Source organism: Pseudoalteromonas sp. L23, from assembly GCF_021728455.1.
Lineage (GTDB): Bacteria > Pseudomonadota > Gammaproteobacteria > Enterobacterales > Alteromonadaceae > Pseudoalteromonas.
Genome location: NZ_JAKKCW010000025.1, coordinates 1 through 14,593, shown reverse-complemented (window position 1 = coordinate 14,593; position 14,593 = coordinate 1). Strand labels below are relative to the sequence as shown.

Here is a 14,593-nt window from a genome sequence, read left to right as displayed (position 1 = left end):
GAGAGTAATGGTAGATACAATAATAGATGGTGCTGATATTAAGTCATTCGCGACGTTGATTGAGTCCAACTTAACGCCGTCCTCGGTCACTAACCCTACTTTTTTGTCCGGTATCGCAATAGCAGATCCCGTTTTATGGGCAAGTACAAATCGGGAAGCTATTTTAGATTTATTACAACGCGATGCTGCACTGGTTTTTAGAGACTTCTCATTACCAACTCCTGAGCACTTTGAAGCATTTGCCGCAGCCATTTGTCCTGACCTTTACGGTAACTATGGCGATTTACCGAAAAAAGAGGTTGGTAAGAAAATATACAAGTCCACACCATACCCTAATAACATGAAAATACTTTTCCATAATGAAAGTTCGAATACTGGGGTTTGGCCAACAAAACAATTCTTTTTTTGTGAACAGCCAGCGGCTGTTGGAGGGGCAACGCCATTAGTGGATTGTCGTGCTGTATACAAGGCTTTACCGGAGCATATCAAGCAGGACTTTTCAGCAAAGGGATTGAAATATACGCGTAACTTCTCTGCTGGGTTCGACGTGTCTTGGCAGGACTATTTCAAAACAGACAGCCTTGATGAAGTCAAAACTATTTGTGAACGGCTAGGGTTAACATTTAGTCACGACGCAGATGATACGATAACTACAGAGTTCACAACGGCTGGCGTACTGGTCTTATCTCCAGAAGAAGTAAGCTTTTTCAACCAAGTGCAACTACATCACCCATTTTGTCTAGAACCTCAGGTGAGGGCCGTTTTGCTTGAGTTGTTGGGGCAAGATCGATTACCACGAAATGTTACATTTGCAGACGGGAGTGTTATTTCTGATGAAACAATGCAGCTGATTGCAGAGGCCTATGAATCCTGCGCTGTGCGGTTTACGTGGCAACAAGGAGATGTCGTAATGGTTGATAACCGCATTATTGCGCATGGTCGAGATGAATTCGACGGCAATAGAAAAGTTGTAGTGGCGATGGCAGATATGAAAAATTGAACCATTTTGTATCATTTGCAAATTGTTTATTTACTTGAAATTAATTAAATTAACATGTTAACCTGTTCGCAAAGTGTTCAGTTTTGGTCACTATTGACACATTTTTAATCATGATTGAACAGCTAAACGCTGAAAGTCAGGCGAGTGTTTTCTGCCCTTCTTGCTTTCAAGCTATGTAGCCAAGTACTTGATGTAACGACTTCTCTTTACTGCAGTTCAAGTATTCCTAGCGAATTAATTACAAGTACTGTCTATAGGTAGGCAAGGAAAATGAAAGAATTGTATAGTCTTGAGGAGTACGACAAGCATTTATATGGTTATGTCGTTACTGAATTACTTGCTCTGTGTTTTAAATACAACATATTTGAACGGTTAGTTCAGGCACCAGGAACAAATATCGGCCAGCTAGCGCAAGAGCTGAACCTAGCACCTGAAGCTCTGCATCGAATGTTATTGACGCTTAATGCACTAGATATTCTCACGGAACGTGGTGATGGCTTCGCTGTTGAGGATTATTATCTTCCCTTCTTCGATAAAACCCACATACGTTATTTAGGAAACTTCACTCAATTTGTATGCGATCAAGGTCGCAAGTCCATATTTAAATTAGAAAACCTTTTGACTGGTGAGGAAAAACCTCGCTCGCCTTATGATGATATATACAGCCAAGACAAAAGCTATAGTTTTGCTGCTGCGATGTGGGAGCTGAGTCACTGCTCAGGCCAACCCTTAATCTCATTTTTACCTGACGCACTCGGAGATGTTGTTGACGTTGGTGGTGGTGCAGGTGCAGTAGCCAGTATGCTGATCGCTGCAAACAAGGCACAACGCGTTACAGTATTTGACCTTCCTGAGGTTGCTTCTGAGTTTGATAGGTATTGTAATGATAATCCCCTTTTTCACCGCATTCGATTTAAAGCTGGCAGCTTTTTTGAAGACTCGATACCTAATGGCAATAACTATTTGCTGAGCAACGTTTTATCTAATTGGAATGAGAATTCATCAGTAGCCATCCTCACTAAAATTCACGCTCAGTTGGCCGCCGGAAATGGCGGTAAAGTATTCATTTTGGAAAGACTTTTTGATGTTGCTGGAAGTCGCTATTCAACTGCTGTAATGCACTTAAACATGATGCTCCATACCGAAGGCGCACATCGTAGCTTTGAGCAGTATAAATCTCTTTTACACCAGGCGGGTTTCTCTTGTGTAGAGCTGATAGAAACAGGGACTGACAGGCATATCGTAACCGGTAGTTTATAAAAAAATACAAAAGGAAATACCATGAATAATATTATCGACTTTCATATCCATGCGGGTGATTTCCCGCAACTGCGTGAAGACATCCAAGATTTAATACAAAAAATTCCGTTAGAAAATGGGGCTGATGTTAAGGAGCTATTTTCAAATGGTGAGGCAATGTCTGCCTACCTTCAAAACGCGGGTGTAAGCACAGGGATTATTCTGGCTGAATGTGGGCCGGGTACAAACTATTCTATTACCAGTGAAATGATCGCTAACCGTTGTAAAGATAACAATAGTTTAGTGCCTTTTGGTAGTGTTAATCCTAATTATCACAAGGATCCGATAGCTGAATTTCATAAAAGTATAGAGGCTGGAGTCAGAGGGTTTAAATTCTATCCTGCTGATCATGGTTTTGATGCATTAAGTAGTGACATGATGGAAATTTATAAACTCTGTGAACAGCATGGAGTGGTGATCATGTTTCATACCGGGTTTACGGCTCAAAAAGATACAGAACAAATGTACTGTAACCCCGCGGACTTTATTCCTATTTTTGAGGCATGTCCTGAGTTGGCAGTCGTATTGTGCCATGCAGGTAAGCCGCACTGGTACAAAGAATCTGTTGAAGTAATTACTAAGTACCCAAATGCATTTATTGATACTGCGTTAGTACCAATCGATGTGGTGACTGAGTTGGTTCGTAGTAACCCCAAAGTAGTAGACAAAGTTTTATTTGGCTCAGACTGGCCTGTATGTGGCAATTATGAGGCATTAGTTGAGCGCTATTTACACTCTGGATTGAGTGAAGTGCAACTGCAAAAAATAATGCGTACCAATGCATTAAGTCTGCTCACTCGTAGAGATTTTTAAGCATCACTGCTTGGACTCAACCGTCATCAAAAATTTGGAGTTTAACCGTGAATAGTACTGAACATAACACGCAACATATCGACCATATTATCATTGGGGCCGGACCTGCAGGGGTACAATTAGGATATTACTTTGAGCGTGACCAAAAAGACTACCTCATCTTGGAAGCCGGTGAGCAACCGGGGAATTTTTATAAAAAGTTTCCGAGGCATCGTAAATTAATTTCAATAAATAAGCGATTCACTGGGAGCGACAATCCTGAATTCAATATGAGGCATGACTGGAATTCATTGTTGTCCGATGATTATTCTTTGTTATTTAAAGATTATGATAAGGAGTTTTTTCCTCAGGCAGACAGCTTAGTTACGTATATGCAAGATTATGTAAATCACTTTGACATTAAAGTGAGATGTAACACTCGAGTTGTTAATATAGATAAGGAAGGTGCACTATATAGGCTAACAGATCAAAATGGGAACGTTTTTCTTGCTAAGAAGTTAATCGTTGCAAGTGGCTTTTTGAAACCACATATCCCACAGATTAAAGGAATTGAGTTAGCTGAAAACTATACTGAGATGTCAATTGACACAAAGGATTATGAAAACCAAACAGTACTAGTGATTGGTAAAGGTAACTCAGCCTTTGAAACTGCCGATCACTTAGTTTCCTCTGCAGCCATCATCCACCTTTGTAGTCCTAATTCTGTAAATTTTGCATGGAAAACACACTACGTGGGTCATTTGAGAGCGGTGAATAACAACGTGCTTGATACCTATCAACTCAAATCGCAAAATGCAGTCTTGGACGCAGAGATTATGTCGATTGAATGCGTAAATCAACGCTTTAAAGTATTATTTAAATACAAGCATGCTGAAGGGGAGCTAGAAGAACTATGGTATGACAAAGTACTTTGCTGTACAGGGTTTGCTATTGATACTAGTTTGTTTAGTGAAGAGACGAAGCCAGAGCTCACAATCAAAGATAAGTATCCAAAATTAAATAACGATTTTGAATCGGTTAATCAAAAAAATATGTATTTTGCGGGTACTTTGACCCATTCGTTAGATTATAAAATGGCGACATCAGGATTTATTCACGGGTTTAGATATAATAGTCGAGCATTGAATACGATATTAAACAAAAAGCAAGGCGAGCATTACCCTGAAGTTACTTGTAACAACGAAGATGTTGCTCAACTCGTGCTTGATCAGGTTAATGAGTCCGGTGCTATGTGGCAGCAGCCTGGATTTATAGGTGATTATTTTTACCCAGATGGTGACAAAGTACATTATGGTTTTTCTTTACCCATAAATCATGTGCTTGAATCTTTAGCAAAAGAGAAAAGACAGTTTTTCACCGTAACACTAGAATATGGTATAGATGCGGACTTTGACCCGTTTACTGCCAACCGGATCCATAGAGAAAATGTCGCGGCTTCAGATCACAGCCAATTTCTTCATCCAATAATTAGAGAGTATCAAGGGACGGAGCTAGTTTCTGAACACCACGTTATTGAGGATCTATTGGCGATTTGGAAAGAAGATATTCACTTACACCCACTACAATCTTTTATCAATGAAGCAATTCGTTTAGTACAAAAAACTGAAGAGTTGGCCTAATCCCCTATGAAACAGCCCCAAAGCAAGTGTTTCGGGGCTGCTTTCTTTTTGAGTCCTGCAAAACAAATTTTCCCCATGCGTTGTATTCCATCACCTTTTAAGGTGTCGATTAAAATGTTGGCGCGAGCGCCAGTTGAGCCGTGCTATTTAATACCAATTTGTCTTATTATTTGCTCAATTTGAAGAATCAAATCTGATGCTAACTGCGTTAAATATTTCTCATTTATTTGGAACTACTAAAGGGCAAGGTTATTGCCTTACTCATATGGACATAAGTAGCTTTTCGCTAGTAAGGAACGGGAGTTGAGTTCCTAACTTTACACAAATATTTCGCTATGTTGTTTAACCAAAAAAGGTAAGTGACGGTTTCAATAGCAAGGTTGGTGTACAATAAGCGTAAATAGCCTTTCTGCTAGAAAGGCATTAATTATCCGAAGTTCAGGTTAAATAGTACGCGATTCAGCAAACATTGATTGTTTATAAAGTCAAGATCAGCGAAAATAGCGGCCAACTACGATTAACATGACGGATTTGACAAGCGAAGGGCAAGAAAGAGCGTGCTTCCGAAAATATGTACAAATCCGTGTACAAACTAAAAGAATTTATACATGGCTACCCAAGATTTTCTTAATGAAATCAATAAGCGAAGGACCTTTGCAATTATCTCGCACCCGGATGCGGGTAAAACCACTATCACTGAAAAAGTACTCTTATTCGGGAAGGCGTTACAAAAAGCCGGTACGGTTAAAGGCCGTGGCTCAAATCAACACGCTAAATCAGACTGGATGGAAATGGAAAAAGAGCGTGGTATCTCGGTAACAACTTCCGTGATGCAGTTTCCATACAATGATGCTTTGGTGAACCTACTTGATACCCCAGGACACGAAGATTTCTCTGAAGATACTTATCGTACGTTAACCGCGGTTGACTCATGCTTGATGGTGATTGATGCAGCAAAAGGTGTAGAAGATCGTACTCGTAAACTAATGGAAGTAACACGATTACGTGACACGCCAATCGTTACCTTTATGAACAAATTGGACCGTGATATTCGTGACCCAATGGAGCTACTTGATGAAGTCGAAACCGAGCTCAACATCATGTGTGCACCGGTTACTTGGCCAATTGGCTGTGGTAAAGAATTTAAAGGCGTTTACCACATCCATCGTGACGAAACGATTTTGTACCAAACAGGCCAAGGTCACACGATTCAAGATAAACGCATTATCAAAGGACTAGATAACAGCGAGCTTGACGCCGCTGTGGGTGAAAGCTTAGCTGAGCAACTACGTGAAGAGCTTGAGTTGGTAATTGGAGCCTCACACGAGTTTGACCGTGAGTTGTTTTTAACTGGCGAATTAACTCCTGTGTTCTTTGGTACGGCACTTGGTAACTTTGGCGTTGACCATATGCTTGATGGATTAACTGAGTGGGCACCAAAACCACTACCACGCCAAACCGATGACCGTGAAGTAACAGCCGACGAAGAAAAGTTCTCTGGTTTCGTGTTTAAAATCCAAGCAAACATGGATCCAAAACACCGCGACCGTATTGCCTTTATGCGTATTGTTTCTGGCAAATATAGCCAGGGCATGAAGATGAACCATGTGCGTCTTGGTAAACAAGTCAGTATTGCAGATGCGGTAACCTTTATGGCTGGTGATCGTGAACGCGCTCAAGAAGCGTTTGCGGGTGATATTATCGGTCTACACAACCATGGTACGATCCAAATCGGAGATACCTTCACACAAGGTGAAACGCTTAAATTTAGCGGTATTCCAAACTTTGCGCCTGAGCTATTCCGTCGCATTCGTCTAAAAGATCCACTCAAGCAAAAGCAACTTTTAAAAGGTTTGGTACAACTTTCTGAAGAAGGTGCGGTACAGGTATTTAGGCCGCTTATCAACAACGACCTGATCGTAGGTGCGGTCGGTGTGCTGCAGTTTGATGTGGTTGTGGCGCGTTTAAAGTCTGAATACAACGTGGATGCGATTTACGAGAGTATAACGGTTCAGACCGCACGCTGGGTAAGCTGTGATGATGAGAAGAAAATGGCTGAATTCCGCCGTAAGTGTGAGCAAAACTTGGCACTAGATGGTGGTGATAACCTAACTTACATCGCACCAAGTCGCGTAAACCTGAATCTATCTATGGAACGTTACCCTGACGTGAAGTTCCATGAAACTCGTGAACACTAATCGCTGCGCATTAAAGGAAAACAGATGAACATCAAAAGTATTTTAATTGAAAAAGCCAATGCAGCGATGCAAGCGGCTGGTATCCCTGAAGGTACAAACCCAGCGGTAACACAAAGCACGCGTCCTCAGTTTGGTGATTACCAAATTAACGGTGCGATGGGGGCTGCCAAAGCACTAAAAACCAATCCAAGAGAGCTGGCGCAGAAGATCATCGACAACCTAGATGTTGCTGATCTTGCAGAAAAAACGGAAATCGCAGGCCCTGGTTTTATTAATATTCACCTCAAGCCTGAGTTTTTAGCCACAAGCCTAGAGGCGGCAAATGCGGATGCCAAGCTAGGTGTTGCTGAACATGCTACGCCTCACAAAGTCGTGGTAGATTTTTCTTCGCCAAACCTTGCTAAAGAGATGCACGTAGGTCACCTGCGCTCAACTATCATTGGTGATGCTGTTGTTCGTGCCCTTGAGTTCCGTGGTGATACCGTTATTCGCCAAAACCACATGGGCGACTGGGGTACCCAGTTTGGTATGTTGATAGCACACCTTGAAGATTTGCTAAACCAAGGTGTTGACCTTGAAAATGTCGCACTTGCGGATCTTGAAAGCTTTTATCGTGATGCGAAAAAGCGCTTTGATGACGAAGCCGGTTTTGCCGATAAAGCCCGTGATTACGTAGTCAAACTTCAAAGCGGTGATGCGCATTGTAAGAAGCTATGGCAAATGTTTATCGACACCTCAGTTAAACATTCTGAAGAAGTATACGGCAAGTTAAATGTGACGCTTACGCGTGATAATATCATGGCAGAAAGTGCCTACAATGACCGTCTTGCCGGTGTAATTGAGCTATTAAAAGAGAAAGGCATTGCGGTTGAAGATCAGGGCGCTCAAGTCGTATTCCTTGACGAATTGGCAAATAAAGACGGTGAACCTTCCGTATTTATCGTGCAAAAATCAGGTGGTGGTTTCTTATATTCAACGACGGATTTAGCCGCCTGTGATTACCGCTCAAATGAGCTAGATGTTGATCGTATTCTAATTTTTGTTGATGCGCGTCAGGGCTTACACTTCAACCAAGTTGAGATCACAGCACGTAAAGCGGGCCTTTTAAAAGACAAAACCAGCTACGAGCCGAGCCTGTTCGGTACAATGATGGGTAACGACGGCAAACCGTTTAAAACTCGTACTGGCGGCACGGTGAAGCTATCAGACTTACTTGACGAAGCGGTGAGCCGTGCGACAGAAAAACTTGCTGACAGAGCTTCTGACTTATCTGATGAAGCACGCCAAGAAATCGCGCGTAAAGTGGGTATTGGTGCAGTGAAGTACGCCGATCTGTCAAAGCACAGAACCAGCGATTATATCTTTAACTGGGATACGATGCTGAGCTTTGAAGGAGCGACAGCGCCATATTTGCAGTATGCCTATACCCGTGTGCGTAGTATTTTCCGCAAGGCAAACATGGATAGCGCTAGCCTAACTGGTCGCATTCAAATTCAAGCACCACAGGAAAAGGCACTTGCGCTTAAACTGCTGCAACTGGAAGAAGTGCTTGATCTGATGATCAGCGAAGCAACGCCACACGTATTATGTAGTTATTTATATGAGCTTGCGAGCTTGTATATGACATTCTATGAAGCGTGCCCAATTTTGAAAGATGATGTAGCAGCAGACGTCCGTGAAAGTCGTCTCTTGTTATGTAATCTGGTTGCTAACTCACTGAAAACCGGTCTAGATTTGCTTGGTATCGAAGTGATGGAGCAAATGTAAGTTAGTTTTAACTTGCATTAAGGTATACTAGAAGCCGCTTTATAGCGGCTTTTTTGTAAAGGAAATAGTGATGAAACTTGAAGACATTCGCAGAGAATATACCAAAGACGGTTTACGTCGTGAGATGCTAAAAGACACACCCGTTGAGCAGTTTGAAACCTGGCTACAGCAGGCGATTGATGCCAAGTTTACCGACCCAACAGCGATGGTCGTTGCTACGGTTGACGAGCACGGCCAGCCGTCTCAACGCATTGTTTTACTCAAACATGTAGACCAGCACGGTTTTGTCTTCTTTACCAATACCGGTTCACGCAAAGCGCAAGAATTAAAGCAAAACAACAAGATATGCTTACACTTCCCGTGGCATGAAATTGAGCGTCAGGTTATCGTGTACGGGGAAGCAGTCCCGTTACCAACCAGTCGCGTTGCCAAGTATTTCTTATCACGACCAAAAGAAAGTCAGCTTGCTGCGTGGGCGTCTCAGCAATCGCGCCCCGTGTCATCTCGTCAAGCCTTGATGCAAACCTTTAGTAGCATGAAAGACAAGTTCGCTAAAGGCGAAATTCCACTACCTGATTTTTGGGGCGGTTATTGCGTGGAGCCCACTAAAGTTGAGTTTTGGCAAGGTGGAGAGCACCGTCTTCATGACCGCTTTATGTATGTGAAGCAAGCCGATGGCAGTTGGGAAATTGAGCGGCTCAACCCATAAATTCGCCTTTATAGATAGTCACTGTCACCTCGATTTTGACGAGTTGGCAGATGACCTAGCTACGCATATCAAAGCTGCCCGCAGCAATGGTGTTGAACGCTTTGTGGTGCCTGGCGTTACGCTCAAGCAGTCTCTAAAGCTTGTTGATTTTCAAGCACATCATCCACAATGTGAAATCGCCGCGGGGTTACACCCTTATTTTATTGGCGAACATTGCGACGACGATATGACCGCGTTGGTAGAGTATGTAATACACAATCGTACCCAACTGTGTGCGATAGGAGAGTGCGGCATTGATACAACCTGCGATGCACTTGAGCGGCAAATTGCACTGTTTGAAGCGCATATTTTGCTGAGTAATGAGGTAAAGCTTCCGCTAATCGTCCATCACCGTAAAAGTCATCACCTAATTGCCGCCGCGTTTAAACGTGTCAAACCAAAGTATGGCGGGGTGATCCACGCCTTTTCAGGTTCAAAACAGCAGGCTGAATATTATATCGCTCAGGGTTTTAAGCTAGGAGTAGGTGGCACAATCACCTATCCAAGAGGCGAAAAAACAGCGCAGGTAATATCACAGCTGCCGCTTGAAAGCCTAGTATTGGAAACCGATTCGCCGTCGATGCCGTTACATGGTTATCAGGGGAAGCCGAACTCTCCTAAGCGAGTCGTCCAAGTATTTGACAGGCTTTGTGAATATCGAAGCGAAACACCAAGCGAGCTTGCCTCAGCGCTCTATCGAAATACCACACAGTTGTTCGGCTTGGGCTAAATTGATGATGTCGAGATAAATCTCGACCTACGAGTCAATATCACAAATTGGATATAAAACCATACCTATCAGCAATAGATAACCCGTGTAGGAGCCGGTTCACCCGGCGATCTTGATGCTTTTACCGCGATAAAAAACCATACTTACCAACAATAGAAAAATAGGGTAGGAGCCGGTTCACCCGGCGATCTTTACGCTTTTACCGCGATATAAAACCATACCTACCAGCAATAGAAAAGCAGGTGTAGGAGCCGGTTCACCCGGCGATCTTGATGCTTTTACTACGATATAAAACCATACTTACCAGCAATAGAAAAGCAGGTGTAGGAGCCGGTTCACCCGGCGATCTTTAAGCTCTCCCGGCATAACACCAACAATACTCAAGCCAATTGCCGATTAATAATTGAGATCATCTCATCAGCGTATTGGTGAATAAAAAAGTGCCCACCAGAAAACTCAGTAAGCTGATATGGTTGTGCTGTTAGCTCTTGCCATGCTGCGACATGTTCATTCAAGATCTCATCATCAACACCATGAAAAACATGGATAGGGATGGGTAAAGCTCGCTGCTCTGCGACATAGGTGTCTGCTATTTTGAAGTCGGCCCTAAGCAATGGTACCAGTAACTCCATTAGTTCTTTATTTTCAAGAATCTCTTTTGGCGTGCCATTTAAGTCACGTAGCTCGGCAATAAATTCATCATGTGGCAGACCGTGTAAATGGCGTTTAGTTGAGGTGCAATGCGGTGCACGACTCGCAGAAGCAAATATTTTACGTGGAGTAGGTAAGCCTGCGTCTAATAATTGAAAAGCAAGCTCATATGAAATGCGACTACCAAGACTATGTCCAAAAAACGCGAAAGGCTTACTGGTCATATAGTCTTGGTGTACCATGAGTTCAGAGATAATATCCGGCATGTTGTCTATTGCTGGCTCTACCAGTCGAGCCCCTCTCCCCGGAAGCTGCACAAAAACGAGCTCAACACATTCACTTGCCTTTTCGATCCATGGCGTAAATATTGCTGGGGAGCCACCCGCGTAGGGAAAGCAAAATAGTCGCAACTCAGCGTTTGGATTGGGTTTTGGGGTAATAAAAAGTTTACTATTCATATCCTTTGTTGTTCGATTTTATTTTAGGTTAACTATTATGTTATCAACTTTATTACAATGCTAACAGCTTTACCCCTGCTCTAATTCTTCTGCCCGTTTTTCAGGCGCAGGAAGCATCTTTACTTTCTTGCGAATTTTGCGTTTTACTTCCCAGCGTTTTAATGCTCGACCTATTTGCCATGTGAATACCATCGTAATCACCAGCATCAGTAAAACGACTCGTCCAAGTTCGTGGAAATGAGAGTGGCTTTGTGACATAGCAGCTTCTGTCAAATAGACCATATTGACGAACCCAAGAGGCTGTCCGGTTGGCGTATATACTGGTTCAGAAATAATGCTTTTGGTTTTACTCAGTCCCGGTAAGGTTTGAGGTAGCTGCTGATAATCCGTGGGTGAGGAATTACCGTCGTTGCCAACAACAAAGCGTCCTTGATAATCATAAATTGCGACTTGAAGCACAAAGTCATCGCTAGCGAGGTGATTTGCCAGTGCGCTGAGCCGTGGCGTATCACTGCGAGAGAGGGGCAATGCCACATTTTTTGCGAGCTGCTTGGTGAGACTTCTTGCGGTAAGGTCTGCGCCATTATGGAGCAAGCGATGAGATTCAAAACTGGTATTAAACGCAAGCCAAGTCACCATAATTAAACACGTCGCGGCGATGCACAGGCGAAATAATCTACGCCCTCTGGTCGAGTTTAACACTTCTAATACATGTAAATTTTTCATATTTATCGCATATTGCCCGCTTTTGCTAAGGTCCAGTGCTGACAGCTTAGCGCAATCATGTTAAAAATCGGCTTAACGCTATCAAGGAGCAACTTATGTCGTCAATCATTCAATTCGCTAATCGTGAACTAAACACACCAATTCAGGAACATATGGCGCTGGATCATTGGTATAGTTGCCAAAGTAACACAAGCCTCACACAAGTAAATCAATTACCTGAGCTGACGACCCAATCAATATGCTTTTTTGGCCCAAATATACAATTGCAACACCTTCTGGAAGTCGCGAAATTTCTTCGAACATTTGCTATCGAGCAAACTTATTTTACGGCATATCAACCTCATGAACAGCTCCCAGTTGCATTGGGTATGCGTTTTAACGCATCGCAACTGCCGAGCAAGGCTGAAGTAAGAGATTTTGCAAAAAGCATTAATGCGCAAGGCGCGATGATAACGCAAGCACCTACTATAGAAGAACCGGGGCTACTTGTGATGGATATGGACTCCACCGCAATTCAAATTGAATGTATTGACGAGATTGCACGATTGGCCGACCGATATGAAGAAGTGGCTTCTGTCACCGCACAGGCAATGGCAGGGGCACTTTCTTTTTCTGAAAGTCTACACCGCCGCGTTGCGTCACTATCTGGCGTACCGTTATCACAAATTCAATCATTAAAAGAAAACTTACCGCTAATGCCCGGCATAGAACTGTTGTGTCAGGCGCTCAAACAGCATCACTGGCATATTGCCATCGCCTCGGGTGGCTTTACATGGTTTGCAGAATCATTGATTGAGCCACTCCAACTAGACGCTGTATTTGCCAACACCCTAGAGGTGGAAAACGCGCAGCTTACCGGCAAAGTGCTAGGTGATATCGTCGATGCCGACAAAAAGGCAGAAGTGCTAGGTCAACTCGCAACTCAGTATGCGATCCCAATGACTCAAACCGTTGCCATTGGTGATGGCGCAAATGACTTAGTGATGATGGCAAACGCCCAGCTAGGTGTGGCAATCCATGGTAAGCCAAAAGTGGTAGAAAGTGCCGACGCGGCTATTTGTGAAGGATCTTTGTTACAACTGTTATATTTGCTAGGTGTGCCGAAATAATATACGCTATGAGACGTACCATGGAGGGTGATTTCTCCAATCACTCGAGACTATGAATTAAGTCAGCTCGTCTTCCTGACGGATTTCGACGCCCATCCATGGGCTACGACTACCTTTTCTTTGATGCCCAAAGAATCGTTGCGCAAAAGAAAGGGCACTTCTTCTTCACCTGAAAAGCATACTTCTCGGCGGGTGAACCGCCTCCCACAAAACTATTTACACTGTGAGCTTGGAGGCTACGCTGATAGTTTTTGCAATGCTTTAAAGCAGCTTAATCGCTAAAATCGTAGACGATCTCACAAGCAACGTATTCCCCCTCCATCACACCCGAAAAGCATCAGTCGATATGCAATGTGCCGACAGGATGTCGGCCAAGTCTTGTCTGGCATAGGGAGGTGCCTTACAAGGCGGTTGCACTATATCGGCTTAGGGTTTGAGGATTGAGTGTGATGCTGGGGCGACGTTTTCTTGGTTCGTTCTTTTTCGTCGTTTAAAAAGAATGAACGAGAAGCGCATGGATGCGCTTTGATACGAGCCATGGAGGGTAAGGCTGATATGTCCTCCTGACGGATTTCGACGCCCATCCATGGGCTACGACTTACTTTTCTTTGATGCCCAAAGAACAAGTAAGCAAAAGAAAAGGCACTCCCAACATCACACTGACTCCTCAAGTAAATTACCAATATGAACGTCACCGCGGTGTAAGGGCCATCCTTGGCCCTGTCACCGCTTTTCACGCATCCATGCGTTGAAATGACTCATTGGCAATTTACTTTCGGGTGTGATGAGGGAGACACAAGGCGCTGATAGTTTTGTTTGGTGCTTGCAGGAAAATTAGCTGCTTTTGAGAGAAAAACTAGTGCACACGGCCAATACCACACCAGAAAATATAACTGTTCGGCGAGTGAATCACCTCCCACAAAACTATTTAGACTGTTAATTAGGAGTTCACACCGATCGTTTTTGTGGTGCTTGTAAGCTAATTAGCTACTTTACTGGATAAAACCAGAACTAACAGACAGCGCGATTCCCCCCTCCATCACACCCGAAAAGCATAAGTCGATATGCAATGTGCCGACAGGATGTCGGCCAAGTCTTGTCTGGCATAGGGACGTGCCTTACAAGACGGTTGCACTATGTCGGCTTAGGGTTTGAAGATTGAGTGTGATGCTGGGGCGACGTTTTCTTGGTTCGTTCTTTTTCGTCGTTTAAAAAGAATGAACGAGGAGCGCATGGATGCGCTTTGATACGAGCCATGGAGGGTAAGGCTAATATGTCCTCCTGACAGGTTTCGACGTCTATCCATGGGCTACGACTACCTTTTCTTTGATACCCAAAGAATCGTTGCGCAAAAGAAAAGGCACTCCCAACATCACACTGACTCCTCAAGTAAATTGCCAATATGAACGTCACCGCGGTGTAAGGGCCATCCTTGGCCCTGTCACCGCTTTTCACGCATCCATGCGTTGAAATGA

Annotated in this window: 11 protein-coding genes; 9 read left to right on the top strand and 2 right to left on the bottom strand. The window is 43.5% G+C overall.

The features are described from left to right. Positions 1 to 7: 7 nt before the first annotated feature. From L3V43_RS22650 to L3V43_RS22615, 8 genes are all read left to right on the top strand, one after another. Positions 8 to 1,000, top strand: a complete 993-nt coding sequence (locus L3V43_RS22650; RefSeq protein ID WP_010604448.1) for a TauD/TfdA family dioxygenase — start codon at positions 8 to 10, stop codon at positions 998 to 1,000. A 270-nt stretch (positions 1,001 to 1,270) separates the two neighbouring features. Next, on the top strand, positions 1,271 to 2,260 hold the full coding sequence (locus tag L3V43_RS22645) for a methyltransferase (protein WP_237117450.1): 990 nt from the start codon (positions 1,271 to 1,273) through the stop codon (positions 2,258 to 2,260). A gap of 21 nt (positions 2,261 to 2,281) precedes the next feature. Beyond that, the gene (locus L3V43_RS22640) at positions 2,282 to 3,112 is read left to right on the top strand and encodes an amidohydrolase family protein (protein WP_237117451.1); all 831 of its coding nucleotides are present in this window, start codon (positions 2,282 to 2,284) and stop codon (positions 3,110 to 3,112) included. Positions 3,113 to 3,159: 47 nt separating this feature from the next. Then, a complete protein-coding gene (locus L3V43_RS22635) occupies positions 3,160 to 4,731 on the top strand; it encodes an NAD(P)-binding domain-containing protein (protein ID WP_102056222.1) in 1,572 nt (523 codons plus the stop codon). Positions 4,732 to 5,339: 608 nt separating this feature from the next. Next, positions 5,340 to 6,929, top strand: a complete 1,590-nt coding sequence (gene prfC / locus L3V43_RS22630; RefSeq protein ID WP_010604443.1) for a peptide chain release factor 3 — start codon at positions 5,340 to 5,342, stop codon at positions 6,927 to 6,929. 24 nt (positions 6,930 to 6,953) lie between these two features. Beyond that, positions 6,954 to 8,696 carry an arginine--tRNA ligase gene (gene argS, locus L3V43_RS22625; protein WP_237117452.1) on the top strand — a complete coding sequence of 581 codons (1,743 nt, stop codon included), beginning with the start codon at positions 6,954 to 6,956 and terminating at the stop codon, positions 8,694 to 8,696. A 67-nt stretch (positions 8,697 to 8,763) separates the two neighbouring features. Then, positions 8,764 to 9,405, top strand: a complete 642-nt coding sequence (gene pdxH, locus L3V43_RS22620) for a pyridoxamine 5'-phosphate oxidase (protein WP_199539682.1) — start codon at positions 8,764 to 8,766, stop codon at positions 9,403 to 9,405. Beyond that, a complete protein-coding gene (locus L3V43_RS22615) occupies positions 9,371 to 10,174 on the top strand; it encodes a TatD family hydrolase (protein WP_102056225.1) in 804 nt (267 codons plus the stop codon). The genes pdxH and L3V43_RS22615 overlap by 35 nt, the downstream gene beginning before the upstream one ends. Positions 10,175 to 10,554: 380 nt before the next feature. On the opposite strand, the gene L3V43_RS22610 is transcribed toward L3V43_RS22615, so the two are convergent. Both L3V43_RS22610 and L3V43_RS22605 read right to left on the bottom strand, forming a co-directional pair. Then, positions 10,555 to 11,283 (bottom strand): alpha/beta fold hydrolase, encoded by a 729-nt coding sequence (locus L3V43_RS22610; protein ID WP_206471851.1) that lies wholly within the window; start codon positions 11,281 to 11,283, stop codon positions 10,555 to 10,557. Positions 11,284 to 11,352: 69 nt separating this feature from the next. Next, positions 11,353 to 12,009 (bottom strand): AhpA/YtjB family protein, encoded by a 657-nt coding sequence (locus L3V43_RS22605; RefSeq protein ID WP_010379158.1) that lies wholly within the window; start codon positions 12,007 to 12,009, stop codon positions 11,353 to 11,355. A gap of 95 nt (positions 12,010 to 12,104) precedes the next feature. On the opposite strand from L3V43_RS22605, the gene serB reads away from it, so the two are divergent. Then, the gene (gene serB / locus L3V43_RS22600) at positions 12,105 to 13,118 is read left to right on the top strand and encodes a phosphoserine phosphatase SerB (protein ID WP_237117453.1); all 1,014 of its coding nucleotides are present in this window, start codon (positions 12,105 to 12,107) and stop codon (positions 13,116 to 13,118) included. Positions 13,119 to 14,593 lie beyond the last annotated feature (1,475 nt).